Origin of the sequence: Shewanella sp. GD04112 (genome assembly GCF_029835735.1) — a bacterium.
In the GTDB taxonomy this organism is placed as follows: domain Bacteria; phylum Pseudomonadota; class Gammaproteobacteria; order Enterobacterales; family Shewanellaceae; genus Shewanella.
In genome coordinates, this window is the sequence record NZ_JAOEAL010000001.1 from 2,501,209 (window position 1) to 2,527,401 (window position 26,193).

Annotated in this window: 32 protein-coding genes; 17 read left to right on the plus strand and 15 right to left on the minus strand. The window is 44.2% G+C overall.

What is annotated here, in order from left to right; translation table 11 throughout:
* Positions 1-50: 50 nt before the first annotated feature.
* From N7386_RS11080 to N7386_RS11095, 4 genes are read right to left on the minus strand one after another with little or no spacing between them, the layout of a single operon-like run.
* Positions 51-254, minus strand: a complete 204-nt coding sequence (locus N7386_RS11080; protein WP_279768521.1) for a major capsid protein — start codon at positions 252-254, stop codon at positions 51-53.
* 15 nt (positions 255-269) lie between these two features.
* Positions 270-485, minus strand: coding sequence for a hypothetical protein (locus N7386_RS11085; protein ID WP_279768523.1), 216 nt, complete (start codon positions 483-485; stop codon positions 270-272).
* A gap of 12 nt (positions 486-497) precedes the next feature.
* On the minus strand, positions 498-818 hold the full coding sequence (locus N7386_RS11090) for a hypothetical protein (protein ID WP_279768525.1): 321 nt from the start codon (positions 816-818) through the stop codon (positions 498-500).
* A gap of 59 nt (positions 819-877) precedes the next feature.
* On the minus strand, positions 878-3,022 hold the full coding sequence (locus tag N7386_RS11095) for a replication endonuclease (protein WP_279768527.1): 2,145 nt from the start codon (positions 3,020-3,022) through the stop codon (positions 878-880).
* Positions 3,023-3,156: 134 nt separating this feature from the next.
* Between N7386_RS11095 and N7386_RS11100 the strand changes: the two genes are divergently transcribed.
* The 3 genes from N7386_RS11100 to N7386_RS11110 all read left to right on the plus strand — a co-directional run bounded on the left by N7386_RS11100 (position 3,157) and on the right by N7386_RS11110 (position 4,363).
* Positions 3,157-3,360 carry a hypothetical protein gene (locus N7386_RS11100; RefSeq protein WP_279768528.1) on the plus strand — a complete coding sequence of 68 codons (204 nt, stop codon included), beginning with the start codon at positions 3,157-3,159 and terminating at the stop codon, positions 3,358-3,360.
* Positions 3,361-3,756: 396 nt separating this feature from the next.
* Positions 3,757-4,062 carry a hypothetical protein gene (locus N7386_RS11105; protein WP_279768530.1) on the plus strand — a complete coding sequence of 102 codons (306 nt, stop codon included), beginning with the start codon at positions 3,757-3,759 and terminating at the stop codon, positions 4,060-4,062.
* Positions 4,063-4,141: 79 nt separating this feature from the next.
* A complete protein-coding gene (locus N7386_RS11110; RefSeq protein WP_279768532.1) occupies positions 4,142-4,363 on the plus strand; it encodes a hypothetical protein in 222 nt (73 codons plus the stop codon).
* Positions 4,364-4,824: 461 nt separating this feature from the next.
* On the opposite strand, the gene N7386_RS11115 is transcribed toward N7386_RS11110, so the two are convergent.
* The 8 genes from N7386_RS11115 to N7386_RS11150 all read right to left on the minus strand — a co-directional run bounded on the left by N7386_RS11115 (position 4,825) and on the right by N7386_RS11150 (position 11,351).
* Positions 4,825-4,998, minus strand: coding sequence for a hypothetical protein (locus N7386_RS11115; RefSeq protein ID WP_279768514.1), 174 nt, complete (start codon positions 4,996-4,998; stop codon positions 4,825-4,827).
* 51 nt (positions 4,999-5,049) lie between these two features.
* The gene (locus tag N7386_RS11120) at positions 5,050-6,378 is read right to left on the minus strand and encodes a zonular occludens toxin domain-containing protein (RefSeq protein WP_279768516.1); all 1,329 of its coding nucleotides are present in this window, start codon (positions 6,376-6,378) and stop codon (positions 5,050-5,052) included.
* Positions 6,378-6,728, minus strand: coding sequence for a DUF2523 family protein (locus N7386_RS11125; RefSeq protein WP_279768517.1), 351 nt, complete (start codon positions 6,726-6,728; stop codon positions 6,378-6,380). Before N7386_RS11125 ends, N7386_RS11120 begins: the two co-directional genes overlap by 1 nt.
* A 9-nt stretch (positions 6,729-6,737) precedes the next feature.
* A complete protein-coding gene (locus N7386_RS11130; protein WP_279768519.1) occupies positions 6,738-8,309 on the minus strand; it encodes a virulence factor TspB C-terminal domain-related protein in 1,572 nt (523 codons plus the stop codon).
* Between the two features lie 70 nt (positions 8,310-8,379).
* Entirely contained in the window at positions 8,380-8,583 is a 204-nt protein-coding gene (locus N7386_RS11135) for a major capsid protein (protein ID WP_279768521.1), read from the minus strand.
* Positions 8,584-8,598: 15 nt separating this feature from the next.
* A complete protein-coding gene (locus tag N7386_RS11140; protein ID WP_279768523.1) occupies positions 8,599-8,814 on the minus strand; it encodes a hypothetical protein in 216 nt (71 codons plus the stop codon).
* A gap of 12 nt (positions 8,815-8,826) precedes the next feature.
* Complete coding sequence (locus tag N7386_RS11145; RefSeq protein WP_279768525.1) at positions 8,827-9,147, minus strand: hypothetical protein; 321 nt, start codon at positions 9,145-9,147, stop codon at positions 8,827-8,829.
* A 59-nt stretch (positions 9,148-9,206) separates the two neighbouring features.
* The gene (locus tag N7386_RS11150) at positions 9,207-11,351 is read right to left on the minus strand and encodes a replication endonuclease (RefSeq protein ID WP_279768527.1); all 2,145 of its coding nucleotides are present in this window, start codon (positions 11,349-11,351) and stop codon (positions 9,207-9,209) included.
* Positions 11,352-11,485: 134 nt separating this feature from the next.
* On the opposite strand from N7386_RS11150, the gene N7386_RS11155 reads away from it, so the two are divergent.
* The 3 genes from N7386_RS11155 to N7386_RS11165 all read left to right on the plus strand — a co-directional run bounded on the left by N7386_RS11155 (position 11,486) and on the right by N7386_RS11165 (position 12,692).
* Positions 11,486-11,689, plus strand: a complete 204-nt coding sequence (locus N7386_RS11155; protein ID WP_279768528.1) for a hypothetical protein — start codon at positions 11,486-11,488, stop codon at positions 11,687-11,689.
* Positions 11,690-12,085: 396 nt separating this feature from the next.
* The gene (locus N7386_RS11160; RefSeq protein WP_279768530.1) at positions 12,086-12,391 is read left to right on the plus strand and encodes a hypothetical protein; all 306 of its coding nucleotides are present in this window, start codon (positions 12,086-12,088) and stop codon (positions 12,389-12,391) included.
* Positions 12,392-12,470: 79 nt separating this feature from the next.
* The gene (locus N7386_RS11165) at positions 12,471-12,692 is read left to right on the plus strand and encodes a hypothetical protein (RefSeq protein ID WP_279768532.1); all 222 of its coding nucleotides are present in this window, start codon (positions 12,471-12,473) and stop codon (positions 12,690-12,692) included.
* A gap of 297 nt (positions 12,693-12,989) precedes the next feature.
* Here the strand turns inward: N7386_RS11165 and N7386_RS11170 are convergent, their stop codons facing one another.
* Both N7386_RS11170 and N7386_RS11175 read right to left on the minus strand, forming a co-directional pair.
* Positions 12,990-14,285, minus strand: coding sequence for a site-specific integrase (locus N7386_RS11170; protein ID WP_011717080.1), 1,296 nt, complete (start codon positions 14,283-14,285; stop codon positions 12,990-12,992).
* Between the two features lie 61 nt (positions 14,286-14,346).
* Positions 14,347-14,565 carry a hypothetical protein gene (locus N7386_RS11175; protein ID WP_041412636.1) on the minus strand — a complete coding sequence of 73 codons (219 nt, stop codon included), beginning with the start codon at positions 14,563-14,565 and terminating at the stop codon, positions 14,347-14,349.
* Positions 14,566-14,735: 170 nt separating this feature from the next.
* Between N7386_RS11175 and N7386_RS11180 the strand changes: the two genes are divergently transcribed.
* Positions 14,736-16,313, plus strand: a complete 1,578-nt coding sequence (locus N7386_RS11180) for a DUF3369 domain-containing protein (RefSeq protein ID WP_011717081.1) — start codon at positions 14,736-14,738, stop codon at positions 16,311-16,313.
* Between the two features lie 108 nt (positions 16,314-16,421).
* Here the strand turns inward: N7386_RS11180 and N7386_RS11185 are convergent, their stop codons facing one another.
* A complete protein-coding gene (locus N7386_RS11185; protein WP_279768536.1) occupies positions 16,422-16,907 on the minus strand; it encodes a hypothetical protein in 486 nt (161 codons plus the stop codon).
* A gap of 223 nt (positions 16,908-17,130) precedes the next feature.
* On the opposite strand from N7386_RS11185, the gene ccoN reads away from it, so the two are divergent.
* From ccoN to uspE, 10 genes are all read left to right on the plus strand, one after another.
* A complete protein-coding gene (gene ccoN / locus N7386_RS11190) occupies positions 17,131-18,567 on the plus strand; it encodes a cytochrome-c oxidase, cbb3-type subunit I (RefSeq protein WP_011072351.1) in 1,437 nt (478 codons plus the stop codon).
* 12 nt (positions 18,568-18,579) lie between these two features.
* Positions 18,580-19,206 carry a cytochrome-c oxidase, cbb3-type subunit II gene (gene ccoO / locus N7386_RS11195; protein ID WP_011622772.1) on the plus strand — a complete coding sequence of 209 codons (627 nt, stop codon included), beginning with the start codon at positions 18,580-18,582 and terminating at the stop codon, positions 19,204-19,206.
* 11 nt (positions 19,207-19,217) lie between these two features.
* Positions 19,218-19,394: a CcoQ/FixQ family Cbb3-type cytochrome c oxidase assembly chaperone gene (locus N7386_RS11200; protein WP_011072349.1), complete on the plus strand. Its 177-nt coding sequence runs from the start codon at positions 19,218-19,220 to the stop codon at positions 19,392-19,394.
* Entirely contained in the window at positions 19,394-20,362 is a 969-nt protein-coding gene (gene ccoP / locus N7386_RS11205; RefSeq protein ID WP_248967962.1) for a cytochrome-c oxidase, cbb3-type subunit III, read from the plus strand. Before N7386_RS11200 ends, ccoP begins: the two co-directional genes overlap by 1 nt.
* A gap of 110 nt (positions 20,363-20,472) precedes the next feature.
* Complete coding sequence (locus N7386_RS11210) at positions 20,473-20,952, plus strand: FixH family protein (protein ID WP_011622774.1); 480 nt, start codon at positions 20,473-20,475, stop codon at positions 20,950-20,952.
* Positions 20,953-20,974: 22 nt separating this feature from the next.
* Positions 20,975-23,374 carry a heavy metal translocating P-type ATPase metal-binding domain-containing protein gene (locus N7386_RS11215; RefSeq protein WP_279768539.1) on the plus strand — a complete coding sequence of 800 codons (2,400 nt, stop codon included), beginning with the start codon at positions 20,975-20,977 and terminating at the stop codon, positions 23,372-23,374.
* Positions 23,375-23,394: 20 nt separating this feature from the next.
* Positions 23,395-23,595, plus strand: a complete 201-nt coding sequence (gene ccoS, locus N7386_RS11220) for a cbb3-type cytochrome oxidase assembly protein CcoS (protein ID WP_011622776.1) — start codon at positions 23,395-23,397, stop codon at positions 23,593-23,595.
* A gap of 8 nt (positions 23,596-23,603) precedes the next feature.
* Positions 23,604-24,296, plus strand: a complete 693-nt coding sequence (locus N7386_RS11225) for a sulfite exporter TauE/SafE family protein (protein ID WP_011717086.1) — start codon at positions 23,604-23,606, stop codon at positions 24,294-24,296.
* A gap of 55 nt (positions 24,297-24,351) precedes the next feature.
* A complete protein-coding gene (etrA, locus tag N7386_RS11230; RefSeq protein WP_011622778.1) occupies positions 24,352-25,104 on the plus strand; it encodes an electron transport transcriptional regulator EtrA in 753 nt (250 codons plus the stop codon).
* Between the two features lie 142 nt (positions 25,105-25,246).
* Positions 25,247-26,179: a universal stress protein UspE gene (uspE, locus tag N7386_RS11235; RefSeq protein ID WP_011622779.1), complete on the plus strand. Its 933-nt coding sequence runs from the start codon at positions 25,247-25,249 to the stop codon at positions 26,177-26,179.
* Positions 26,180-26,193 lie beyond the last annotated feature (14 nt).

The window sequence follows — 26,193 nt, forward strand, 5'->3', positions numbered from 1 at the left end:
AAGCATAAAACCCCTAAGGAGGGGCAAGCCCCTCACAGAGAAAACGACTATTAGCCGAAGATTGCGCCTTTAGCCCATTTAAAAACGACCGCGATAGCAGCAAGGCCAAGCATGGCACCACCGACAGCAGTTAACGCAGCAGAACCATCGGTAGTAATCGCTGTTGTAGCAGCAGTCACATCGATAGCAGCACTAGCAGAAGAAGCAGCAACGGCAGAACCTAAAGCCACAGCGGATACAAGGTACTTTTTCATAAATCACCTATTTAGTTAGAAGCCGATTTGACGGCGGACGAGTTTTATAACAAATGCAATTGCGTAGAGTCCCGCAATAGCACTAAACAAAGCAAAGACCTCGGGCTGAGTGATTTGATTATCAAGCTGTTTAGCTTCAACAAGTAGATAACCGTCACAAGGGTCAGCGGTAGATACCTGTAAAAGAGTACCGCTTAGGCCGTTGGGAACCTCAACAACACAGAGAGCCATTGCTTTGAATCCTTACGCCTTGCGAACAGCAGTAGGCGCTTCAAAAAGATGGAAGCCGTTAATAGAAACGTGCTTGCCTTCAGCATTAGCAAAAGACAATTCTTTATATTCGATTGAAAGAGTAATCCGCTGGTCAACGGAAGCCTTCAAAGTCTCAATAGTTTTATTATCTTTTACAAGAGCCTCTGAAACATGAACATCTAATATCTGTGAAGGTGAAGATGCTAAAAAACGGAAAACACCAACATCAACAGATTCACCAGTCTGGTAATTTTTGATTTTTGGTTTAATTTGAATATCAGTTAAATCGGGGATTCTGCCTTCAATTTTCATTTTGTATTTCCTTTCAGTTAAAAAAATGGGTCGGGACAGTTATTGACACGAGTCCAAGGCTAATGTCGAAACACCATAGCGCTCGCTTCGCTCGCTGGTGTTTCATCATTAGCTAAAGCATCAAGCCATAAAGCTTGCATTTCTTCATACTCCTGCACATGGCGCTCATATTCGGCATAGTCCTGTTCGGCCATACGTTGATATTCGCGCTCCATTTCGAGAATGTCGAAAATATCAACAACGCCAGACATGACTTGCTTACGGGCTGCTATGTACTCCTCTTTGTTGACAAGCTTCCAATTTTTGAAGCGGGTAGCCTTGAAAACGCCGTGAAAAAGAACGCCATTAACGCGAGCGTGAGCAGCATCGCCATAGCGGGTTTTTGCATGTTCTGGCGCATCAAAAAGTTTGGAGATAACCGCGGGAACGGCATAATGGGTTTTTACAGTTTGGTCGGCGCGGCGAACAAAAATACCGCCCATGGCCATGCAGAAAGCGCCCCAATCGCCCTCATCAGCAGAGCGGCGAACCTTTTCTAAAAGGTAATGCTCATCAGAATTTAAGTTTTGAAACACGGCATCATCCTCGGATATTTGTTCGCGTAGGCGGCGCATTTCACGCCAGACGGTAACACTTGGGCCACCAAAAAACTGAAACTGGCGGATGCCATGAACGCGAGACCAACTAACAATACGTTCAGCAGCATCAACACCAGTAAGAGAGGTGTTAAGGTCAGTGTCTACGTGGAGACCATCAACACTCTTAGAAATGTACTTAGCGCAATAACCTACAGCGGAACCCTTCTCGGTATCGATGTGCTCAACCTTAAAACGGTGCTCACTGGCGCCCTTTTCATCTGGCGAATCGAGCATGGCAAAGTGCCGAAGTTGAGAAACAAGGTAATCAACATCAGAAGGCAGCGCGAAGATGATCATATGGTGGTGAGGGGTAGCATCGTGATGCGGTTCGACAATGCGCATACCATAAAATTTGATACCCGCTTTATCCATCGACTTACGGAAGTTAGACCAAACACCCATTAAATAAACGTGGGCATCTTCGGCAGTGGGTTTATCAGCAGCGACAAATTTGGGGTTTAACGTGCCATTACTCACGGCGTGAAAACGTGACGGCGAGGTAACTGTGGTAAAAACGGCAGCATGGCCGAGTTCCTTGGCTATTTGTTCAAAACCTTTGAGCCTAACGAACATTTCAGCGCGGCGTATTTCTGGATTAGAGATAGACTTGCGAGAAAGTTCAGATAATGAGAACGCATTGGACTGGTCATCCTCATCGACTGCAATAGTGTTATCCAAAACTTCGGCATTATCTGAAAGTCGTTGGCGGTGGCGAGCTATTGCATAATCGCTGCAATATGCTTGCTTGCCGTTATGAACAACGCCTAAATCTCTCGCAACATTCTCGACAATACGCAAAAAGCGGCGTCTTAGTTGGCGTCCGAGCCAATGTTCATCACAAGCACGATTAACTAAAGAAAAAAGCTCACCAGATACGCGTTTTTGTTTAATTAACTGTTCATCAAATGAAAGTCCGAGATGTGCCAAAAAGTTCTGAGCAACCTCGAAAGACTGTTCAGAGCCTTCTACAGTGGATAGGCGGCGGCGTAAATTCTGAGATTTAACCCTAGCCAACTCCTTAACCTCAGATTCGGTCATCGTAACATTTTGGTTAAGTGATCTAAGGCGAGTTGAGGCGAGTTCGACTGCCCTCACCGCCTCGATATAGGATTGTTTTGAACAAATCGAAATAAACGAGTTCAACATGGTAGGTGCAAAGTCACCATGGCGGCGAACTGTGTCAAAAACAGCTTTGCGCCAATTGGTAGAACTGGCGGCACGTTCAACACTATCCCGAATAGGCAAATCATAGGCGGCCAAACGATTATAAATCCCCGACACAAAATCCGAGCGATTGTCGGAAACCTCAAAAGACTTTGGCAAAGGTTCGGGCGAAAAGTCAGCAGAGGAGTAAACAGTTTGGGACGAGCAAGAAGGACACGGGCAAAGGGTATCGGCTTCAAATTCGTGACCACATGAAAGGCAAATCTGATAAGTAAGCTCAATACGCTGCAACGCAATAGGAGCCTTGGAAATGAACTTTGAATCAAGCGCACTAGGAACGGGGCGTAATGCCGATTTCCTTGTCATATTGCTGTAAAGAGAACCCTTCTCATAGCTAAACATAGTGCACCTAAGTAAAAATAGTTACATGTAACAAATTACATTAAGCGCAAAAATACACTTGTGATATGTTACATGTCAATAGTTACTTGTGATATGCAACAGAAAAACTAAGATCACAGCAGGACAAACAACAGATGAACGAAATGGCAAAATTAATCTCCACATTCCGAGTAAAAGAAACCCACGCAGAACTTTTAAGAGACAAGGCCGTCGAGCTGACAATAGGCACAAAGGAGGTGGTAAAAGAGGCCGATATAATCCATTGGATATTGGAGCGCGAAATTAAGAAAGTGCAACTCAATGAGTGGATAGAAAGCAACAAAGTACAAAAAAAGTAAGGGTGTTCAATTCAGCAAAAAGCGGCGCTGATAACTGGTTTTGTCTCCGACCGTACAACAGCAAACGGGCTGAAAGTCAGTAGCTAAAAGCGTCTAGCAGGACGGGTCTAAGCAAAAGAAGCGCTGTAAAAAATGGTGTAAAGGTTTAAACGTCCAGAGTCGCTATAAGTTCCCGCAAAAGCGTATCGCTTCGCTCCCATCAAACCTACGGTTTAATAATCCCTTAAAAGCCGTATTCTTTTAGATACCCGTACATAAATAAAATGGTGTAACCATGAATTGATAGCAAAAAAGCAAAATATTTAGCTATTTTGCTATCATTTTATTGACTTCGACTGTGGTTTTGCTATCATTACATGGTAAGGAAAACAATTAATGATAGCAAAAGGAAACAACATGAACACATTAAATATAGACGGTTTAGTAATCGAAAAAAGTGAATTTATGGGAGTTGCAGAAGCAAGAATCGAAGTTAGCAAGCATTTAGCATTACATTCAAGAATTGAAGAAATGAGCATGTATTGGGATGAAGAAAATGAAACATTTAAACTAATTACAGGAATTGAAAGAGCAGAATTATTCTTAAGCAAAGAAGTAGCAGAAAAGATAGCAGAATTCTTAAAAATTCCAAAATGGGCATATGACAACTACGACAACGTAGTAACACTGAAAGATGGGGAATGGATTTACACAGAAATATAAGAAAGAAAGGGGTTCTGGAGAACTGGAACCCCTACCCCCTAAACCATAACCCCATAACATCCAAACAGAGGTAAACAAAATGGCAATCACAGTACGATTAACAGAAGAACAGGAAAAACAACTTCAAGATATGATGGATCTTTTGAAGCAAGCGACAAAATCGGGTGCAATCATTTACATGATAGAAAACAGTAAAGAAATCATCAAAAATCACCAAGCATTCTGTGAGATAAAGCGATTAGAGGCCGAAGTGAAAGATCTAGAGAAAATGATAGCAAAAGTTAAAACCGGTAAGCGTTAATTGATAGCAGTTAACGTGTCCCAGGATTAAATATTGATAGCATATGCTTTCTGCAGCGAAATAAAAATGATAGCAAAATGCGCGTCCCAGGATTAAATATTAATAGCAGGGACGCGCACAACGCACATTATGTTACGGGTAAAAATCCTCTAGAGCGATTCTCGCAAGCTCGCCCACCCTCCACGAATATTTTTATCGGTTAGTGCTGCGCATTATACAAACCGCAAACCCTCAACATAACGTCTACCACATTGTGCGCATCCTTTTTTTTGAGGAATGTTCACACAGCCTTTTTGAGTCGGCCAGTATTAAGAGAACGTGCCATATAGGGAACATGATCACGATTGAGACATAGAACTCAGCCATAGATTTAAACTCAATTTCAGATTCAATAGGAACCCAAAGAGTAACTTTAGTTAGACCAGAGGCGCGCTTCTTAGCTTCATACTTAGAGTTGCGACTCATGGCGTCACCAGTGACGGGGCATTCTTAGCACCTTCAACAGGTATCAACTCGCAAAAGGAATTAATAAAATCGAAATAAGTGTTATGAGTATAGATAACACCGAGAGCAAAACCTAAGAAAACAAAAACAAGTAAAACAAAAACAACAAAAAGTATTTCTTGAATATCCATAAATATAATCTCCAATTATTGGGAGGGGGCGCTCCGCTTGCCTCCCCCTCCCTACCTATTTGCAAGCGAGTATTCACGGTCAGATTGATTAGTTTCAGGTTTGACCTTAATCAAGGGCTGACAAGTGATAAAAGTAGTAAAGTCATTAAATTTAAGTCTGGCTAAACATTCAGTTATAGGTGAGACAACAAATCCAACCGAACTAGGTAAAAAAACCTCATCAGTAACGGGATTGTAAAAGGAATAATCATAATGAACTAAGCCATTGGATTTTTTTACATACTGGGAACCTGAAATATAAACATCCTTTGTAGCATCAGAAACGAACTTAGTTAAAAGCTGTGTTTCAGCATCATCAAGTAAAGATGATGATTTAGGCAAAAGAGAAACTTTTGACTTGGGCTCATTAGGGGATGCAGTCTCAGGCGTTTGGAGAACTGAGTCAGGGACAGCAGAGGTTTTATCAAAAAACAATGTATTGGCAAATGAGTAAACAGAAAAAACAACAACAAAAATAAGAATAATCAAAATATAAAATATCTTGGGCATCTTAAATTTATGGGTATGCAGTTCAGCACTAAAATAAGAGCCATAGAAATTCGTTGGCCTCTTAATTAATGACTTTTGGCAATTTTTGACATCGTGATAATCATCAACATCAAAACTTTTTGAGTTCTGATAACGAGCGACACGGTTAGAGTTAAACGCATTATGATAGTGAACATGGCGATTGACTAAACGCCTTACGTTACTATCTAAAAGCATTCTATCCTGTGTAATTAAATGTATATCGTAACCATCATGGCGGTGAGTCTCAAATTTTGAAATATGAGGTGGAACTGTAGAACCCACAGGACGAGGCGGGAAAAATTGCTGACACTCATCAATTAGGATAATGCTCTGCTTTGGTAGATTGAACCAATCCTTAGGGTTAGCAAAATGAGTAAAATGTAAATTCAAGTGCTCAAGGTGTGAGAACTCAACCTTATCGTAAGGCATATTGCTTAGGAACTCATCAAGCAGAGCCGTCTGCTTTGATGAATAAAGTTTTTTAACCCAAAACAGCCAAGTGTCTAGATGGTTGGCCGTATTGTAATAAGGCTCAAGCCAAGGAACGTCAGACAGTTGAATCAAATCACCGTTATCGTGAACCCGTTTGATAATTTTACGAATGCGCTTTAGTGCCTGTTTGTTCTTCAAACGGTACATATAAAGACCGTAGAACCAGCCAGAAAAACTAGAGGCAACCTCAAAATCAAGCATCAACAACTTGATGTTATTATAAAAAATTGGCCTAGTGCCATTATTAGCGCCAACAAGATAAGCAATGGTATTCAGCGATTTAGACGCGCCCGGCTTCCCTGTAACTAACTCTAACATTATGCGCTCCAATCAACAGGTGATTTGTCGCCCGGCTTACGCCAAACAAGCTGCCTAGAGTAGCCGCTTTTGGAGACTCCTTTTAATACCATAAGCGCAACGCCGCTAGACATTGCAATATTTAAAGCCGTATCAATCCCAAGTAGGTGAATAAAAGTGGCTATATGAGGAAATATAATTGAAGATGCAGAAGCATTTAAACGGTTAATTATTTCGTCAAAAATAAAACCTACTCCCGCATAAGTAACTGTACCAAAGCCAATAGCAACACCAATACGAGCAACAGAAGCGGTAATAAATTGACCAAGGAAAGGAAAAATAGAAGCAAGTAATAAAGGTATGAATTGCATATTTACCCCTTAGTGATATTTGACAATCATTAAACCAGAAGCAACAGAAGCAAACGCAATTAAGAAGAACTTAATAACAGTTGCCAAGTCACAGAATGGTGATAAGTCGATAGTAAAGGTGGTAATTTTGGCATCAACAACATAAGGAGGTGGACAGGTATCAGAACCACCAAAATTAACACCGTTAGAAGAATTGTAATGCTCAGTAAATTGTTTTATGTCTACAGTGCCAGCATCTAAATTTTTAATATCAGAATCTTCACTATTTATAAAATCAGTAAGTGAATTTGTGGCAGCATTAACAGATTCAGAGGCAGAAAGTTCATCGGCAATAGTTTTACAACGGGACTCCCACTCCTTACGAGCGATATAGCATTGTGGGCTATTGGTAGAGCATACAAAAGTTTCGCAACCGTTCTCAGTAATAGCATCAGGGTCAGAGCCAGAGCCATCGCCAATCTTTCCAATGGCATCGACAATACTTTGCTCGGATTTACCAATAGCGCCTTCAATATCACGCATACGAACAGCAATATCTGTAAGGTTACTGTTTGCATCTAAAAGCTGCTCGACAACATCGGAATTATCAGAAGATGCACCACCAACAGAGCCTTTAATATCGGACAGAGTACTATTTACTTTCATTAACTCATTATATTGAGCCATCATCATTTCTAGCTTCTGCATTTCGAGTTGTAAGTCACCACCACCACCTCCACCTCCACCTTGAGCAATACGGCCTAATAAATCAGTAATAGTATTTGAAAGAGTATTATTTATAGCAGGGATTGAGGCAGAATTATTATTTATATTAGAAGAATCGGAGCTAATTTGACCTAACTTGTCTGCCATATAACCCAAAACTTGCATATATTCACCAGTAGAAGATGAACCGCCGCCAGATTGGGCTTTAATAGAATCTCGAATTTCAGCTAGGATAACTTGATTCTGTGAAACCCATTGCGTTTGGTATTGAATATCCGAGCGAACGCCACTCACACCACTGGCAAGAGCATTGCCTAAACCATCGGTACGATTAATTAAATCAGTGAACTGGTTAAAGTTCTGCCATCTTAATTGGTCAATAGATGTTTTAGTGTAAGAGGATTGTCTCGCACCCTTTAAAAGTGCGTCATAAATAACGCCTAAATCCGTGTGAATATCCTTAAGTTCAGTTGTAAAAGTAGTTGGCACCCAAGGATAAGGCGATAAGTTATCAGAACTAGGGTCGGGAAAATTTGGGTTAGGATTTAGGTCAGGGTCTGGATTAGTACCACCGCCTCCGTCTTGACAGTTGTTAACGTCAGTTTCAAAGTAAACCATCCAAACAGTGCAAAATGGGTTTTGCGGGTCGCCAGTTGCACAAACTAAATTTGTGCCCTTCCATGAAAAATCGTTTGAATCACATTGGGTATGGAAAAAAGCATTAGCGTCAGACTCAGCAGTAGCGCCAGTAAAATCAAAGGAAATTTCAACGCCAGGAGTTGCAGGTGGGGAATAAGCGAACGCAGGAGAACTTAAACAAGCTAAAAGAAGATACGCCGCACGCAATCTGTAAGAACGAGAAGGACTAAAAGCCATATTAAATCCTGTAATGTGATAAGCATAAAACCCCTAAGGAGGGGCAAGCCCCTCACAGAGAAAACGACTATTAGCCGAAGATTGCGCCTTTAGCCCATTTAAAAACGACCGCGATAGCAGCAAGGCCAAGCATGGCACCACCGACAGCAGTTAACGCAGCAGAACCATCGGTAGTAATCGCTGTTGTAGCAGCAGTCACATCGATAGCAGCACTAGCAGAAGAAGCAGCAACGGCAGAACCTAAAGCCACAGCGGATACAAGGTACTTTTTCATAAATCACCTATTTAGTTAGAAGCCGATTTGACGGCGGACGAGTTTTATAACAAATGCAATTGCGTAGAGTCCCGCAATAGCACTAAACAAAGCAAAGACCTCGGGCTGAGTGATTTGATTATCAAGCTGTTTAGCTTCAACAAGTAGATAACCGTCACAAGGGTCAGCGGTAGATACCTGTAAAAGAGTACCGCTTAGGCCGTTGGGAACCTCAACAACACAGAGAGCCATTGCTTTGAATCCTTACGCCTTGCGAACAGCAGTAGGCGCTTCAAAAAGATGGAAGCCGTTAATAGAAACGTGCTTGCCTTCAGCATTAGCAAAAGACAATTCTTTATATTCGATTGAAAGAGTAATCCGCTGGTCAACGGAAGCCTTCAAAGTCTCAATAGTTTTATTATCTTTTACAAGAGCCTCTGAAACATGAACATCTAATATCTGTGAAGGTGAAGATGCTAAAAAACGGAAAACACCAACATCAACAGATTCACCAGTCTGGTAATTTTTGATTTTTGGTTTAATTTGAATATCAGTTAAATCGGGGATTCTGCCTTCAATTTTCATTTTGTATTTCCTTTCAGTTAAAAAAATGGGTCGGGACAGTTATTGACACGAGTCCAAGGCTAATGTCGAAACACCATAGCGCTCGCTTCGCTCGCTGGTGTTTCATCATTAGCTAAAGCATCAAGCCATAAAGCTTGCATTTCTTCATACTCCTGCACATGGCGCTCATATTCGGCATAGTCCTGTTCGGCCATACGTTGATATTCGCGCTCCATTTCGAGAATGTCGAAAATATCAACAACGCCAGACATGACTTGCTTACGGGCTGCTATGTACTCCTCTTTGTTGACAAGCTTCCAATTTTTGAAGCGGGTAGCCTTGAAAACGCCGTGAAAAAGAACGCCATTAACGCGAGCGTGAGCAGCATCGCCATAGCGGGTTTTTGCATGTTCTGGCGCATCAAAAAGTTTGGAGATAACCGCGGGAACGGCATAATGGGTTTTTACAGTTTGGTCGGCGCGGCGAACAAAAATACCGCCCATGGCCATGCAGAAAGCGCCCCAATCGCCCTCATCAGCAGAGCGGCGAACCTTTTCTAAAAGGTAATGCTCATCAGAATTTAAGTTTTGAAACACGGCATCATCCTCGGATATTTGTTCGCGTAGGCGGCGCATTTCACGCCAGACGGTAACACTTGGGCCACCAAAAAACTGAAACTGGCGGATGCCATGAACGCGAGACCAACTAACAATACGTTCAGCAGCATCAACACCAGTAAGAGAGGTGTTAAGGTCAGTGTCTACGTGGAGACCATCAACACTCTTAGAAATGTACTTAGCGCAATAACCTACAGCGGAACCCTTCTCGGTATCGATGTGCTCAACCTTAAAACGGTGCTCACTGGCGCCCTTTTCATCTGGCGAATCGAGCATGGCAAAGTGCCGAAGTTGAGAAACAAGGTAATCAACATCAGAAGGCAGCGCGAAGATGATCATATGGTGGTGAGGGGTAGCATCGTGATGCGGTTCGACAATGCGCATACCATAAAATTTGATACCCGCTTTATCCATCGACTTACGGAAGTTAGACCAAACACCCATTAAATAAACGTGGGCATCTTCGGCAGTGGGTTTATCAGCAGCGACAAATTTGGGGTTTAACGTGCCATTACTCACGGCGTGAAAACGTGACGGCGAGGTAACTGTGGTAAAAACGGCAGCATGGCCGAGTTCCTTGGCTATTTGTTCAAAACCTTTGAGCCTAACGAACATTTCAGCGCGGCGTATTTCTGGATTAGAGATAGACTTGCGAGAAAGTTCAGATAATGAGAACGCATTGGACTGGTCATCCTCATCGACTGCAATAGTGTTATCCAAAACTTCGGCATTATCTGAAAGTCGTTGGCGGTGGCGAGCTATTGCATAATCGCTGCAATATGCTTGCTTGCCGTTATGAACAACGCCTAAATCTCTCGCAACATTCTCGACAATACGCAAAAAGCGGCGTCTTAGTTGGCGTCCGAGCCAATGTTCATCACAAGCACGATTAACTAAAGAAAAAAGCTCACCAGATACGCGTTTTTGTTTAATTAACTGTTCATCAAATGAAAGTCCGAGATGTGCCAAAAAGTTCTGAGCAACCTCGAAAGACTGTTCAGAGCCTTCTACAGTGGATAGGCGGCGGCGTAAATTCTGAGATTTAACCCTAGCCAACTCCTTAACCTCAGATTCGGTCATCGTAACATTTTGGTTAAGTGATCTAAGGCGAGTTGAGGCGAGTTCGACTGCCCTCACCGCCTCGATATAGGATTGTTTTGAACAAATCGAAATAAACGAGTTCAACATGGTAGGTGCAAAGTCACCATGGCGGCGAACTGTGTCAAAAACAGCTTTGCGCCAATTGGTAGAACTGGCGGCACGTTCAACACTATCCCGAATAGGCAAATCATAGGCGGCCAAACGATTATAAATCCCCGACACAAAATCCGAGCGATTGTCGGAAACCTCAAAAGACTTTGGCAAAGGTTCGGGCGAAAAGTCAGCAGAGGAGTAAACAGTTTGGGACGAGCAAGAAGGACACGGGCAAAGGGTATCGGCTTCAAATTCGTGACCACATGAAAGGCAAATCTGATAAGTAAGCTCAATACGCTGCAACGCAATAGGAGCCTTGGAAATGAACTTTGAATCAAGCGCACTAGGAACGGGGCGTAATGCCGATTTCCTTGTCATATTGCTGTAAAGAGAACCCTTCTCATAGCTAAACATAGTGCACCTAAGTAAAAATAGTTACATGTAACAAATTACATTAAGCGCAAAAATACACTTGTGATATGTTACATGTCAATAGTTACTTGTGATATGCAACAGAAAAACTAAGATCACAGCAGGACAAACAACAGATGAACGAAATGGCAAAATTAATCTCCACATTCCGAGTAAAAGAAACCCACGCAGAACTTTTAAGAGACAAGGCCGTCGAGCTGACAATAGGCACAAAGGAGGTGGTAAAAGAGGCCGATATAATCCATTGGATATTGGAGCGCGAAATTAAGAAAGTGCAACTCAATGAGTGGATAGAAAGCAACAAAGTACAAAAAAAGTAAGGGTGTTCAATTCAGCAAAAAGCGGCGCTGATAACTGGTTTTGTCTCCGACCGTACAACAGCAAACGGGCTGAAAGTCAGTAGCTAAAAGCGTCTAGCAGGACGGGTCTAAGCAAAAGAAGCGCTGTAAAAAATGGTGTAAAGGTTTAAACGTCCAGAGTCGCTATAAGTTCCCGCAAAAGCGTATCGCTTCGCTCCCATCAAACCTACGGTTTAATAATCCCTTAAAAGCCGTATTCTTTTAGATACCCGTACATAAATAAAATGGTGTAACCATGAATTGATAGCAAAAAAGCAAAATATTTAGCTATTTTGCTATCATTTTATTGACTTCGACTGTGGTTTTGCTATCATTACATGGTAAGGAAAACAATTAATGATAGCAAAAGGAAACAACATGAACACATTAAATATAGACGGTTTAGTAATCGAAAAAAGTGAATTTATGGGAGTTGCAGAAGCAAGAATCGAAGTTAGCAAGCATTTAGCATTACATTCAAGAATTGAAGAAATGAGCATGTATTGGGATGAAGAAAATGAAACATTTAAACTAATTACAGGAATTGAAAGAGCAGAATTATTCTTAAGCAAAGAAGTAGCAGAAAAGATAGCAGAATTCTTAAAAATTCCAAAATGGGCATATGACAACTACGACAACGTAGTAACACTGAAAGATGGGGAATGGATTTACACAGAAATATAAGAAAGAAAGGGGTTCTGGAGAACTGGAACCCCTACCCCCTAAACCATAACCCCATAACATCCAAACAGAGGTAAACAAAATGGCAATCACAGTACGATTAACAGAAGAACAGGAAAAACAACTTCAAGATATGATGGATCTTTTGAAGCAAGCGACAAAATCGGGTGCAATCATTTACATGATAGAAAACAGTAAAGAAATCATCAAAAATCACCAAGCATTCTGTGAGATAAAGCGATTAGAGGCCGAAGTGAAAGATCTAGAGAAAATGATAGCAAAAGTTAAAACCGGTAAGCGTTAATTGATAGCAGTTAACGTGTCCCAGGATTAAATATTGATAGCATATGCTTTCTGCAGCGAAATAAAAATGATAGCAAAATGCGCGTCCCAGGATTAAATATTAATAGCAGGGACGCGCACAACGCACATTATGTTACGGGTAAAAATCCTCTAGAGCGATTCTCGCAAGCTCGCCCACCCTCCACGAATATTTTTATCGGTTAGTGCTGCGCATTATACAAACCGCAAACCCTCAACATAACGTCTACCACATTGTGCGCAACTTTGTGTGAGAGGGATTTGGGATGCCAACACAGCACTAGTCAATGCCTTGTAGATGGTCTAATGGCTTATTGAAGGCGCTTTCGTGTCGTTCGATTTGTGTGGTGTGCAAATATTTCGATGTGGTGTCGATACTCTCATGGCCAGCATCGGCTTGCACGTGTGACAACGGCCGACGATTGATATTGATGTCATGAGTGATCCCTGTGTGCCGGATATTATGCGCGGTGAGTTTTCGCATTTGCTCGGCATCGTGATTAAAGCCATCGGCTTGCGCGTTATCTGCCGCGAGATTGATAATGGTCTGAATATCTTCGCGGATTTGCCTGATCCCAAGATTGGCATTCACAAGACCCGCGTCGCGGCCACGACCGGCGGCGCGATGACGTACGAACAAAGGATGATGTTCGCCTTGGTTTGGAAAATCAGGCAGCCCTAAAAATTGCCGATATTTGACTAAACCATCGAGTAATGCCTTAGAAATCGCCACGCTGCGTTTTTTGCCGCCTTTACTGAGTGGAATGTGAAAACTCCAAATACCTGTCTGTGGATTTTGCCTAAATTGCCCCATAACCGGTGAATAGCCAACCCGCGCCGAAACATCCGAAATGCGCAGATAACAGGAATAAATCAATGAAATCAAGAATAAACTACGTTGATGCAACTCTGGGGACTCAGTAGCCAATTGAGTGACGGTACTCATAACATAGGACCACTGTAACTCTGTGAAAGCCAAGCTATTTTCTTCTTCCTCTGTTTGCCTTTGATACTGCTTATTCTGCGCAAAACGGCTGTGATTCAACCAAATTTGCGCGGAATTACGCTCGCAAAACTCCTCACTTATTAAGTAACTGTAAAACGAGGATAAAATGGCAATCTTGGTTTTTAACGCATTATCGCTCAACACATAGGGTTGAATTTGACCTAACTGTTTCTTGCCCACAAATGGCCGCCAAAGACTGTTTGGTACCCGTTCATCGCGCAATTTGTCCAATTTAAATTGTGGCACATTAAAATAACCGATCAGTTCCAGCGGCGGCGCCAAGCAGTAATCCACATAACGACTCATATCCTTACGTAGCACCTGTGTGGGTGACATTTTCGCGACATCAAAGCACCAATGCAGGAACGTGGTCAGTTCACTTCGATAGGCTTTATAGTTGTTTTCACTGTGTTTTTGCTCGAACAACCAATCAGTTGCGTGTTCCATCACTAAACCCGCATCGGGCACATCAGATAAGCTGACTTGAGTGATGTATTGATTCACCACACTGTTGCCATATTGTATGAATTCAATTGAATCAAACAGAGGTAAAACTGGAGGTAGCTGCATATTAACTTTAAAATTTAACTATTTATTGCATGATAATACTTAAACGCAAATGCCGATAACGTTATTTATCGGCATTAACCAAAAACTCAATTTGCGAACAGTTTGTTTGCGTACATTGCTGGCAACTAATGCGTTTTTGACAGCAAATCAGGCAAAGCTGCCAGACTTTACGTTTAGATTGACTATCGAGACACGAGAAATCCGCCGCACATAACTTACCTTCACGGATAAGCTGCGCGAGTTTCTCCTCAGAAATCGATAAATTGATCCGCTCGGCCATATAAATCCCCTGCTAATAATCCTGTTTCGATAATACCAAGATGAGAATAATTCTCAATAATCTTAATTCAATAATGCTAACTCCCCCACTTTATTAATTTTTTCAACTTATCCGATTGGCTTCTACTACACTCTAACTGTGTGATGCTCCTTTATGTGATGAGGTATCGGATGGTGATTGATCTTGCAAACAAAAAGCCGTTGTTCTCCGCGAAGAAAGCCACAGAAATATCCCCCGCTGCCGCTCCGTGGAAGATCCTTGTTGTTGATGATGAACCCGATGTCCACACAGTCACCAAACTTGCTCTTTCACGTTTTCGACTCGATGGCCGTGCCCTCACCTTTATTAATGCCTACAGTGGTGAACAGGCCAAAGAACTGCTCGCACAGGAGCAAGACATTGCCGTCGCCTTTATCGATGTGGTGATGGAGAGCGACCATGCTGGGCTCGAGCTGGTCAAATGGATCCGCGAAGTGCAAGTGAACAAAAATATTCGACTCATTCTGCGCACCGGCCAGCCAGGACAAGCCCCCGAAGAAGATGTGATAGTCAATTACGATATTAATGATTACAAAGCAAAATCTGAGCTTGATTCCCGTAAGCTGATGACCAGCGTCTACTCTTCATTACGCTCGTACCGCGATATTATGGAAATCGAACAAGCAAGACGCGCGCAAATGAATCACAGAATAGGTTTAGAGCGGGTACTTGAGGCCACCTCGGGCTTGTTTGAACTGCGAACGCTACATAAGTTTGCCGATGGACTCCTTACACAAGTCGCCACCCTACTCAACCTCGATACTGAAACCTTATTACTCACCTGCAATGCGATGGATGCGATCAGCGGCCATGTGGATTCGGCCGAAATCGAAATCCTCGCGGGAACAGGCCAGTTTGCCAATAGCCCTCCTCATAAAGAACTCCCTGAGCATATTGGTAAATTACTACGTAGCGCCTTAATCCAAAAACGCTGCCTATACGAAGACAATTGTTTTGTGGGTTACTTCCCGACAAAGAGCGGGCTTATCAATCTACTCTATATGGATGGCATTGATAAAATAGATGATTTGGACAAAAAACTGGTCGATATCTTTGCGATAAACGTCGGGGTTGCGTTTGAGAATCTACTCCTGAATCAGGAAGTTGAAGATACCCAATCAGAACTGATCCTGCGCTTAGGCGATGTGGTTGAGAGTCGTTCTAAAGAGGCCGCCAATCATGTTAAACGCATGGCGGAATATTGTGCCCAGCTAGCGTTATTGGCTGGGTTAACCGAAATCGAAGCCGACTTGCTGCGCCGCGCTTCACCTATGCACGATATAGGTAAAATCGCGATCCCCGATGCGGTGTTACTCAAACCCGGTAAATTAGATGATCAAGAATGGTCAGTGATGCGCCAACATCCGACTATTGGCTATCAAATTCTCGCAAATTCCGAGCGGCCGATCCTTAAAGCGGCGGCGATTATCGCCCTACAACACCATGAAAAATATGACGGCTCTGGCTATCCAGGCAATTTACAACAAGATCAAATTCACATTTTCGCCCGCATCGTTGCTATCGCCGATGTGTTCGATGCCCTGTCTCACGCCCGTTGCTATAAAGCCGCATGGCCATTAAACGAAGTGATAGATGAAATGCGCAAAGGTGCGGGTAAGCATTTTGACCCCGATTTGCTGGAACTCTTTATCAATAACATCGATATTTTCGTGCGGGTCAAAGAGAGTTGGAAGGATCATGACGAATAATGAAAATAAGCTTAAAAATCAGTAGAAAATTCATCATTATTCGCCATATCAACGCGTTTATTCGTTTAAATTGACCAACAGGGGTTTAATAGGAGTTAATTCCCCTGCTTAGTGAGGATTATCGGCAAGAAAGTCAAAAATAACGGCGTGCTCCTCTCCGTTTCGGTTAAAACGGATAAATCCTCGCCACACCATGTATCCGCTGCTGCAAGAACCGTAAATCATCTGTCCTTCATAGTGAGTTTTATTCAGTTCATTAAGATTGACAGGAATAATGCCCATAAACATATCTCGACCTTCTAAACGTATCTGAAGATTGTCAATCGGCTCTGAGGTTAATAGCTTCAATATTAATGGCTTTTCGCTCGGCGCATGGGCTGGTGACAGGCTAATTCGCAGTTCAACACCCGCGACGTTTTTAATGCAATCCCCCTGTGTAAAAGCACAAAGTGTTGGGTCTACAGCCTTTGTTTCGACCTGTTGCGTGGCTTTTTCATTACAAGCTGTGAGATTCATCATAACTAGCATGATGGATAGCGGAAGAAGTTTGCGAGTAAGCACAAAAATTAACCTTGTGATGCAAGATGTTAACATTCTATGGCGTAGGTTGATCTAGATCAACTTTCCAGACCCCATCTTTGGTATCTTTTTTGACATGGCTCAAGTATCATTGCGAAACCTCATATTTGAGCACAAATGTGTAGGGTAACGCATTGACATGGCTTCACAACCCTAATAGGGAAGTGGGCTTTGTGTCATATATAACAGGTAAAGCTTGTCTTTACTAAAAGTAAAAGTAATAAGCAGTGGAAGCATTATGATGAACCATTCCCAGCCAACAGGCGCTGATTACAATTACACCATTGTCCGCCAATTTGCCTTAACCACAGTTTTGTGGGGTATTGTTGGTATGTCAGTCGGTGTATTAATTGCGGCTCAGTTAATCTGGCCACATCTGAACTTTGATACTCCTTGGTTTACGTATAGTCGCTTGCGACCATTACATACCAATGCGGTTATCTTCGCGTTCGGAACATCAGCCCTCTTTGCAACATCCTATTATGTCGTACAACGCACCTGTCAAACCCGACTATTTGCACCTAAATTAGCTGCATTTACGTTTTGGGGATGGCAAGCCATCATTCTGTCAGCAGCAATCACTCTGCCAATGGGTTACACCAGTGGTAAAGAATATGCTGAATTAGAATGGCCAATCGATATCGCCATCACCATCGTTTGGGTCTCCTATGCAATAGTGTTCTTCGGCACTATTATCAAACGAACAACATCGCATATTTACGTAGCGAACTGGTTCTTTGGTGCATTTATCATTACGGTTGCCGTGCTTCACATCGTGAACTCTATGGCCGTTCCTGTTAGCTTGTTCAAGTCATACTCTATGTACAGTGGCGCGGTCGATGCCATGGTGCAATGGTGGTATGGTCACAACGCGGTAGGCTTCCTGTTAACCGCAGGCTTCTTAGGTATGATGTACTACTTCGTTCCTAAGCAAGCGGGTCGTCCTGTTTACTCATATCGTCTGTCTATCGTGCACTTCTGGGCACTGATCGCACTGTACATTTGGGCAGGTCCTCACCACTTACACTACACTGCCCTGCCAGACTGGACTCAGTCGTTAGGTATGGTGATGTCACTGATCCTGTTCGCACCATCTTGGGGTGGTATGATCAACGGTATCATGACCTTATCTGGTGCATGGCACAAACTGCGTACTGACCCAGTACTGCGTTTCTTAGTGGTTTCGCTGTCTTTCTACGGTATGTCGACCTTCGAAGGTCCGATGATGGCCATTAAGACAGTTAACGCTTTATCTCACTACACAGACTGGACTGTAGGTCACGTTCACTCAGGCGCGCTAGGCTGGGTGGCAATGGTGTCTATCGGTTCTCTGTATCACTTGATCCCAGTACTATTCGGCCATGGCCGTATGTACAGCATCAAGTTAGTTAACGTGCATTTCTGGTTAGCAACTATCGGTACTGTTCTTTACATCGTGTCTATGTGGATTTCGGGTGTAATGCAGGGTCTGATGTGGCGTGCAGTTAACGCTGACGGTACTTTGACTTATAGCTTTGTTGAAAGTCTGGAAGCTTCTTATCCTTTCTACTTCGTACGTTTCCTCGGCGGTTGTTTCTTCTTAACCGGTATGCTGATCATGGCATACAACGTGATCCGTACTGTGAAAGCCTCTAAAGATTCATTGCCAGCACTGGCTGAAGCAAAAGCGGCTTAAGGAGCAAACTCGATGAAATTTAATCATGAGATAGTTGAAAAAAACATCGGTTTGTTAGCGATCTTCACTGTTATCGCTATCAGCTTCGGTAGCTTGGTAGAAATCACGCCGCTGATTTTCCAAAAAGATACCACTGAGCCTGTTGAAGGTTTGAAACCTTACACTGCCCTGCAACTTGAAGGCCGTGACATCTATGTGCGTGAAGGTTGCTACAACTGCCACAGCCAGATGATCCGTCCTTTACGTGCAGAGACTGAACGTTACGGTCACTACTCTGTTGCCGGTGAATCTGTTTGGGATCACCCATTCCAATGGGGTTCTAAGCGTACTGGTCCAGACTTGGCCCGTGTTGGCGGTCGCTACAGCGATAAATGGCATGAAGTTCACTTAATCGATCCTCGTGCTGTGGTCCCTCAATCGAATATGCCAGGCTTCCCATGGCTTGCTGAAAACAAGTTAGACGGCAAGTTAACCGGCGACAAGATGACTATTCTGCGTAACATGCACAAAGGCGGTTACAAAGGTAATGATCTTTACACCGATGAAGAAATCGCAGGCGCGCAGAAAGCTGTTGAAGGTAAAACAGAGCTGGAAGCCTTGATTGCATATCTTCAGTCTTTGGGTCACGCACTCAAATAAGGAGGCAATATATGGATTACGGCACATTACAAGGTATTTTAACCATCATTGTGATGCTGACCTTCGTCGGTATATTTGCTTGGGCATATAGCTCGCGTCGTCAAAAATCCTTTGATGAAGCAGCGAATCTTGTGTTTTCCGATGAGGAAATCAGCAAGGAATCGAAGGACTCAGGAGAGAATAAGTGATGAGTAGCTTCTGGAGTATTTGGATTAGCGTACTCTCGTTAATTGTGATCGCAGGATGTTTTCTGTTGCTGCGTGTGTGTTCAAAGAACACCACGGATGTCAAAGAAGGCGAATCTATGGGTCACAGTTTCGATGGTATCGAAGAACTCAATAACCCACTGCCAAAATGGTGGAGTTATATGTTCTATATCACTATCGTGTTTGGCCTGGTTTACTTAGCCCTCTTCCCAGGTTTAGGTAACTATAAAGGTCTACTGAACTGGACCAGCTCTAACCAGAGCATTGGTACAGAGAAAGGTATTAAAGCCGATTCTGCAGCAGCGGTTGAGCTGGCAGCAAAAGAAGGCATGTACGTTCAGTATGACCAAGAAGTTAAACACGCTAACGAAAAATATGGCCCAATCTTCGCGGCTTACTTGGCTACACCACTCGAAGAGTTAGTGAAAAACCAAGAAGCGTTGAAAGTGGGCGGCCGTTTGTTCCTACAAAACTGCGCGCAGTGCCATGGCTCTGACGCACGTGGTAGCAAAGGCTTCCCTAACCTGACCGACAGTGATTGGTTATACGGTGGCGATTTAGCAACCATCAAGACCACTATCATGAACGGTCGTCATGGCATGATGCCACCAAAAGGTGGTTTGCCAATCGACGATAGCGAAATTGCTGGTCTGGCCGAGTACGTAGTTAAGTTATCTGGCCGTGAGCACGACGAGAAACTCGCCGCTCAAGGTCAAGGTTCATTCATGAAAGGTTGTTTTGCGTGTCACGGTATGGACGCAAAAGGCAACAAACTCATGGGCGCACCTAACTTAACTGACGATGTTTGGTTATATGGCGGTAGCCGTGGTGTGATCGAAGAAACGATCAAACACGGCCGTGCAGGCGTGATGCCAGCATGGAAAGACGTTCTCGGTGAAGAGAAAGTCCACGTGATCGCAGCTTATGTTTATAGCTTGTCAAACAAGTAATTAGATGTGAGTAACGCTAAGGCCTCGATAACGTCGAGGCCTTTTTTTTAAAGTGCTAAAGCCACCTTTTAACGGTAAAATGGCGCAAATTTTTATTATGGGTATTTAACATGAGCGAACAACAACCCTGGTATAAGCAGTTTTGGCCTTGGTTTTTAATTATTCTTCCTTTGTGTGCCGTCGTCGCAAGTTTTACCACGCTAAAAATTGCCCTCTCTAACTCTGACTCTCTTGTCGCCGAGGATTATTACAAAGAAGGCAAAGCCATCAACATGGACTTGAGTAAAGTCAAATATGCCAAGCAACTTGGCATGCAATGGCAACTCGAACAAAATCACCACGAAGTACTCTTCACCCAACACGGTGGACCAGCCTATCAAGCCGCGTTAAAAGTCGAATTTTATCACCCAACGATTGCCGAAAAAGACATCAAGATGACGGTAACGGCCGATGCTAACCATGTGTATCGCATTACACTGCCCGATGTATTAACGGGTGCTTGGGAAGTCCGCCTAGAAGGTTTTGACGGTAAATGGCGTATTCATCAACGTGTCGAACTCAAAGACAACGTCCAATTGTGGTTGAACTAATTGTGGTTGAATGAATATTGCTATGACACATCCAAGTTGTTTTCACTGTAATGAGCCCGTGCTCACTGGGACTCAGTTTGTCACCCGCATTAATGACCGCGATGAACTCATGTGTTGCCCAGGCTGCCAAGCGGTATCCCAAGCCATTGTGGATGCAGGCTTATTAAGCTATTACAAGTTTCGAACCGAACCCGGCAGTAAACAGACGGCACTGGTACCCGATGAATTAAATCAGTTTAGTGCCTACGATTTGCCCGAAGTACAGCAGGACTTTGTCCACTCGGAGGAAAAGAGTGACTCAGTGTCGCTGTCCATCGACGGCATTACTTGCGCGGCCTGCGCTTGGTTAATCGAACATAAAGTGAAACAACTGCCTGGCGTCAGCCAAGTGATGGTCAACTCCACCACCCAAAGGGCGATGATCAGCTGGGATAAACAGCAAGTTAAACTCAGTGATATTCTTGGACAAATTAGCCGTATTGGTTATCAAGCTGCGCCCTATCAAGTGGATGAGCAAGAACTGACCGCCAAGCAAAATAGCCGCAAATTCTTACTGCGCTTAGGCTTGGCGGGTTTTGCTACCATGCAAGTGATGATGTTCGCCCTCGCCCTCTATACCGGTTACTTTACCGATTTGGATGTGCAATATCGGGATTATTTCCGTTGGGTGAGCATGATTTTTGCCACACCCGTGGTGCTTTACTCGGCGCAGCCCTTCTATTTCAGCGCCATTCGCACCCTGCTCAGTGGCAAACTCAATATGGATGTGTCTGTCTCTATCGCTATTGGCGGCGCCTATATCGCCAGTTGCTTTGCGACAGTTAACGGCACGGGCGAAGTCTATTTTGAATCCGTCTCCATGTTTACCTTCTTCCTGCTGCTAGGACGTTATTTCGAGCAAAAGGCAAGACAAAAGGCATCCGTTAGCTCCAGTAATCTCCACAAATTAGTGCCGTTAACGGCGCATTTAGTCACGGCCCTGGGGCAAGAAGAGATCCCCGCGAAAAAATTACGCCTCGGGGACATTATTCTTATTAAACCCGGCGAAATGGTCGCCGCCGACGGAATCGTCGTTGACGGCCACACCAGCATCAATGAAGCCATGCTCACCGGTGAGCAAATGCCGATTGAAAAGCCCGTCGATAGCCAAGTATTTGCTGGCACCATTAACCTAGACCAACCCATTAAGGTAAAAGTGACCGCCCTTGGGCAAGACCAATTGGTTGCCGAAATTATTCGCCTGCAGGAATTAGCCTCAAACACTAAACCTGCCGTCGCTATGTTGGCCGATAAATTGTCGCGTTATTTCTCAGGCACTATCTTATCGATTGCGACGATCACCTATCTGGTGTGGCTGCAAATCTCCCCCGAAGATGCCTTTTGGGTCACCTTGTCGGTATTAGTGGCAACTTGCCCTTGCGCGCTTGCGCTAGCCACCCCCACCGCCGTCACCTGCGCGACCGCGATTTTTACTCGCCTTGGGATTATTACCCGTAAAGCCGGCGTCTTTGAAAAACTGCCACAAATCAAACATGTGGTATTTGATAAAACTGGTACTCTCACCTGCGGCACCCTATCAATTGCCAAGGTTGAATGCCATAGCTATATCGAGAAAAAACAGGTACTGGCAATCGCAGCAGCGCTAGAATCAGGCTCACGCCACCCTATCGCTGCGGCCTTTGCCAGCTTTGCCCAAGTCGATGTTGTTGCCGAGCAAGTTCACCATGAAGTGGGTTTTGGGGTGAAAGGCTTGATTAATGGCACTGAGTACCGCATTGGTAATTCAAGCTTTACGGGGGCCGCCGCCGAGCCCAAACTTGCAAACCAGCTGATTTGGCTCGCCCGCAGTCATAATGGCCAGCTTGAAGTCATCGCCACGATTGAGATCCAAGATAATATCCGTGTCGATAGCAAAGAAACCGTCGATATTTTGAAGCAACAAGGTTGCAAGGTCAGTATCGCCAGTGGCGATAGCTCAGGGCATGTGCATCAATTGGCGAAAGAACTCGGGATTAGCGATGTCCACAGTGGACTGACTCCAGCCGATAAACTGGCCCTGGTGACCAAACTACAGCAATCGACACCGGTGGCGATGTTCGGCGATGGCATCAATGATGCGCCAGTACTGGCGGGCGCCGATTTATCTGTGGCGATGGGGAGCGGCAGCGCGATTGCTAAAAACAGCGCCGATCTCATTCTGCTTGGCGATCACCTCTCTCGCTTCACCCAAGCGGTCAAGGTTGCTAAACTGACCACACAAATTATTCGTCAAAACCTCGCTTGGGCCTTAGGCTATAACGCGCTGATTTTACCGCTGGCGGTAACTGGGCATGTTGCGCCTTATATTGCAGCCCTTGGCATGTCGGCAAGCTCTTTGATTGTTGTGGGTAACAGTTTGAGATTATTACGAATTAAATTATAACAATGAAATAGGCTTAGGTTATGAGCATCATTTATGTACTAATCCCTATCGCGATGATCTTTGTGTTGATCGCCGTAGCCGTGTTCTTTTGGGCGGTAAAATCCGAACAATTCGATGACTTAGACCGTCAAAGTGTGTCGATTCTCTTCGATGAGGATGCAGACAAACCGACTCAAGCCAATCCATCGTCACAGGCACAAGATAAAGGCATGCCTCAGTGATTGGCTCTGTGATTGAATATAACGTCACAGGGGCATTTCTGGTGGGGTTAATGGGCGCTGCCCACTGCTTTGGCATGTGTGGCGGCCTCGTTGGTGCCTTTTCTTCCCAACTGCCGAATCCTAAACAGGGCAATCACTTAGCCCATCAACTCACCTACTTATTAAGCTATAACCTCGGCCGGATCTTAAGTTATACCCTCGCAGGCGCCTTAGTCGGCGGTTCATCGGCCATGCTTGGGCACTTATTTGAACTCGACAGTTACCTGTTGATCCTAAGGATCATTGCTGGCGTGATGATGATTGCAACCGGGCTTTACATTGCAAAAATCTGGGTGGGTATAGTGCAGATTGAGCGCCTTGGCCAAGTGTTATGGCGCTATCTGAAACCCTTAGCCCAACGCCTCGTCCCCATCAATACGCCAATGCAGGCCATCACCGCCGGACTCATTTGGGGCTGGCTACCCTGCGGCTTGGTCTATAGCACTTTAACCTGGTCGGTGGCGGCAGGCTCTGCCAGTCAAGGCGCTTTGATTATGTTCGCCTTTGGATTAGGGACACTCCCCGCACTCCTGAGTGCCGGTGTTGCGGCCAAACGTTTGGCCAATTGGGTACAGCAAAAAACCGTTAGATTATTGAGTGGCTTACTTTTAATTGCCTTTGGCGCACAAACTTTATATATCGCCCTGTCGCAGCTAAACTAGCCCAAGCGAGTGAATTGGTTTAACATGGCTGCAGTGGATTAACTTGAGAACCGACATGACAATAGAGCAGAATAAAAACCGTCGTCCCGCCGCGAGTGGGTGCGCAATTCATTGTCACGATTGCAGTATGGGTACCCTTTGTATTCCGTTTACCCTCAATGCCAACGAGCTCGATCAGCTCGACGATATCATTGAGCGTAAAAAGCCAATTCAAAAAGGTGAGCAGATTTTTAAATCAGGCGATCCATTAAAGTCCTTGTTCGCCATCCGCTCTGGTACTGTAAAAAGTTATACGATTACCGAACAGGGCGATGAACAGATCACCGGTTTCCATTTAGCGGGCGATGTGATTGGTTTTGACGGTATTCATGCTCAATCCCACCAGAGTTTTGCCCAAGCCTTAGAAACCTCAATGGTATGTGAAATCCCCTTCAATATTCTCGATGAGCTTTCAGGCAGCATGCCCAAGTTACGCCAACAAATCATGCGCTTAATGAGCAATGAAATCATGAGCGATCAAGAAATGATTTTATTGCTGAGCAAGAAAAATGCCGAGGAACGCCTCGCCGCATTTATCAGCAATCTAGCTAATCGCTTTGGCAACCGTGGTTTTTCTCCGAAAGAATTCCGTTTAACCATGACCCGTGGTGACATTGGTAACTACCTTGGCTTAACCGTAGAAACCATCAGCCGCTTGTTAGGCCGTTTCCAAAAGTCAGGTTTGATTGAAGTGAAAGGCAAGTACATCACTATCCTTGACCACCACGAACTGAATCTCTTGGCAGGTAATGCCAGGATCGCCAGATAAGTCACACCTTCCTAGATTTGTGCTTTAATATTCGTAATTAATGCGCTAGGCACTGGTTTTGAAAAGAGTTTTGATCTAGAACAATACAGATAATTGCCAAAGGCTCATGATGAACATGAGCCTATGACTAAAGGAACATGTTATGAAGGATTATCAAAAAATACTGGTAGTAGTCGACCCCACGACAGAGCATCAAGTTGCACTCGCCCGAGCGGTGACCTTGGCCAGTAAAAGTAACGCCCATGTGACTGTGTTTCTCTCTATTTTTGACTTCTCCTATGAAATGACATCGATTCTATCGAGCCAAGAGCGCGAAGCCATGCGCCAAGGTGTGATCGATCAGCGTCTGGCGTGGATCCAAGATCTACTGACTGCCTATAACCACCTGCAACTCGATATTGATACTCAAGTTATTTGGCACAATCGCCCATTTGAAAGCATCATCAACCATGCGATTGCAGGGCAATATGATTTGATCGTCAAAGGCACCCACGCCCACGACAAGTTAAAGGCCGTTATTTTTACTCCAACCGATTGGCATTTAATGCGTAAAGCGCCTGTGCCTGTGTTGATGGTCAAAGATCATGATTGGCCAGAAGCGGGTAAAATCCTCTGCGCCGTCAACGTGGCAACCGAAGACACCGATCATCAGATGCTAAACGGCAAGATTATCGAACATGCCAAGGATTTAGCCGCAAAATTTGCCGCCGAAGTGCACTTAGTCAATGGTTATCCCGGCACACCGGTGAATCTTGCCATTGAACTGCCTGATTTCGATGCACAAACCTATAACGACACCATTCGCATGCAACATGAGCAACGAGTGCAATACCTTGCCAATGCCTATGGTATCGATACCCTGCACTGCCATGTGAAAGAAGGCTTGCCAGAGGATGTGATCCCTGAACTTGCCGAGCAACTCGATGCCGAGCTGGTCATTTTAGGTACTGTCGGTCGGACTGGATTCTCGGCGGCGCTTATCGGCAATACCGCAGAGCATGTGATTGATAGCATTAACTGTGATTTATTAGCCATCAAACCCGATGGTTATAAATCACCGCTTGAAGAGGCATAACGCACGCCGCTCTT

Excerpts from the sequence above, each read along its gene's own strand:
- N7386_RS11135 (WP_279768521.1), bottom strand. The coding sequence starts at position 8,583 with ATGAAAAAGTACCTTGTATCCGCTGTGGCTTTAGGTTCTGCCGTTGCT.
- N7386_RS11095 (WP_279768527.1), bottom strand. The coding sequence starts at position 3,022 with ATGTTTAGCTATGAGAAGGGTTCTCTTTACAGCAATATGACAAGGAAA.
- N7386_RS11175 (WP_041412636.1), bottom strand. The coding sequence starts at position 14,565 with ATGGCCGAGCGGATCAATTTATCGATTTCTGAGGAGAAACTCGCGCAG.
- ccoN (WP_011072351.1), top strand. The coding sequence starts at position 17,131 with ATGATGAACCATTCCCAGCCAACAGGCGCTGATTACAATTACACCATT.
- N7386_RS11200 (WP_011072349.1), top strand. The coding sequence starts at position 19,218 with ATGGATTACGGCACATTACAAGGTATTTTAACCATCATTGTGATGCTG.
- N7386_RS11085 (WP_279768523.1), bottom strand. The coding sequence starts at position 485 with ATGGCTCTCTGTGTTGTTGAGGTTCCCAACGGCCTAAGCGGTACTCTT.
- N7386_RS11155 (WP_279768528.1), top strand. The coding sequence starts at position 11,486 with ATGAACGAAATGGCAAAATTAATCTCCACATTCCGAGTAAAAGAAACC.
- N7386_RS11145 (WP_279768525.1), bottom strand. The coding sequence starts at position 9,147 with ATGAAAATTGAAGGCAGAATCCCCGATTTAACTGATATTCAAATTAAA.
- N7386_RS11110 (WP_279768532.1), top strand. The coding sequence starts at position 4,142 with ATGGCAATCACAGTACGATTAACAGAAGAACAGGAAAAACAACTTCAA.
- N7386_RS11125 (WP_279768517.1), bottom strand. The coding sequence starts at position 6,728 with ATGCAATTCATACCTTTATTACTTGCTTCTATTTTTCCTTTCCTTGGT.
- N7386_RS11150 (WP_279768527.1), bottom strand. The coding sequence starts at position 11,351 with ATGTTTAGCTATGAGAAGGGTTCTCTTTACAGCAATATGACAAGGAAA.
- N7386_RS11185 (WP_279768536.1), bottom strand. The coding sequence starts at position 16,907 with ATGTTAACATCTTGCATCACAAGGTTAATTTTTGTGCTTACTCGCAAA.
- N7386_RS11140 (WP_279768523.1), bottom strand. The coding sequence starts at position 8,814 with ATGGCTCTCTGTGTTGTTGAGGTTCCCAACGGCCTAAGCGGTACTCTT.
- N7386_RS11130 (WP_279768519.1), bottom strand. The coding sequence starts at position 8,309 with ATGGCTTTTAGTCCTTCTCGTTCTTACAGATTGCGTGCGGCGTATCTT.
- N7386_RS11165 (WP_279768532.1), top strand. The coding sequence starts at position 12,471 with ATGGCAATCACAGTACGATTAACAGAAGAACAGGAAAAACAACTTCAA.
- ccoO (WP_011622772.1), top strand. The coding sequence starts at position 18,580 with ATGAAATTTAATCATGAGATAGTTGAAAAAAACATCGGTTTGTTAGCG.
- ccoS (WP_011622776.1), top strand. The coding sequence starts at position 23,395 with ATGAGCATCATTTATGTACTAATCCCTATCGCGATGATCTTTGTGTTG.
- N7386_RS11100 (WP_279768528.1), top strand. The coding sequence starts at position 3,157 with ATGAACGAAATGGCAAAATTAATCTCCACATTCCGAGTAAAAGAAACC.
- N7386_RS11180 (WP_011717081.1), top strand. The coding sequence starts at position 14,736 with ATGGTGATTGATCTTGCAAACAAAAAGCCGTTGTTCTCCGCGAAGAAA.
- N7386_RS11170 (WP_011717080.1), bottom strand. The coding sequence starts at position 14,285 with ATGCAGCTACCTCCAGTTTTACCTCTGTTTGATTCAATTGAATTCATA.
- N7386_RS11160 (WP_279768530.1), top strand. The coding sequence starts at position 12,086 with ATGAACACATTAAATATAGACGGTTTAGTAATCGAAAAAAGTGAATTT.
- N7386_RS11080 (WP_279768521.1), bottom strand. The coding sequence starts at position 254 with ATGAAAAAGTACCTTGTATCCGCTGTGGCTTTAGGTTCTGCCGTTGCT.
- ccoP (WP_248967962.1), top strand. The coding sequence starts at position 19,394 with ATGAGTAGCTTCTGGAGTATTTGGATTAGCGTACTCTCGTTAATTGTG.
- N7386_RS11115 (WP_279768514.1), bottom strand. The coding sequence starts at position 4,998 with ATGGATATTCAAGAAATACTTTTTGTTGTTTTTGTTTTACTTGTTTTT.
- N7386_RS11090 (WP_279768525.1), bottom strand. The coding sequence starts at position 818 with ATGAAAATTGAAGGCAGAATCCCCGATTTAACTGATATTCAAATTAAA.
- N7386_RS11105 (WP_279768530.1), top strand. The coding sequence starts at position 3,757 with ATGAACACATTAAATATAGACGGTTTAGTAATCGAAAAAAGTGAATTT.
- N7386_RS11215 (WP_279768539.1), top strand. The coding sequence starts at position 20,975 with ATGACACATCCAAGTTGTTTTCACTGTAATGAGCCCGTGCTCACTGGG.
- N7386_RS11120 (WP_279768516.1), bottom strand. The coding sequence starts at position 6,378 with ATGTTAGAGTTAGTTACAGGGAAGCCGGGCGCGTCTAAATCGCTGAAT.
- N7386_RS11210 (WP_011622774.1), top strand. The coding sequence starts at position 20,473 with ATGAGCGAACAACAACCCTGGTATAAGCAGTTTTGGCCTTGGTTTTTA.
- etrA (WP_011622778.1), top strand. The coding sequence starts at position 24,352 with ATGACAATAGAGCAGAATAAAAACCGTCGTCCCGCCGCGAGTGGGTGC.
- uspE (WP_011622779.1), top strand. The coding sequence starts at position 25,247 with ATGAAGGATTATCAAAAAATACTGGTAGTAGTCGACCCCACGACAGAG.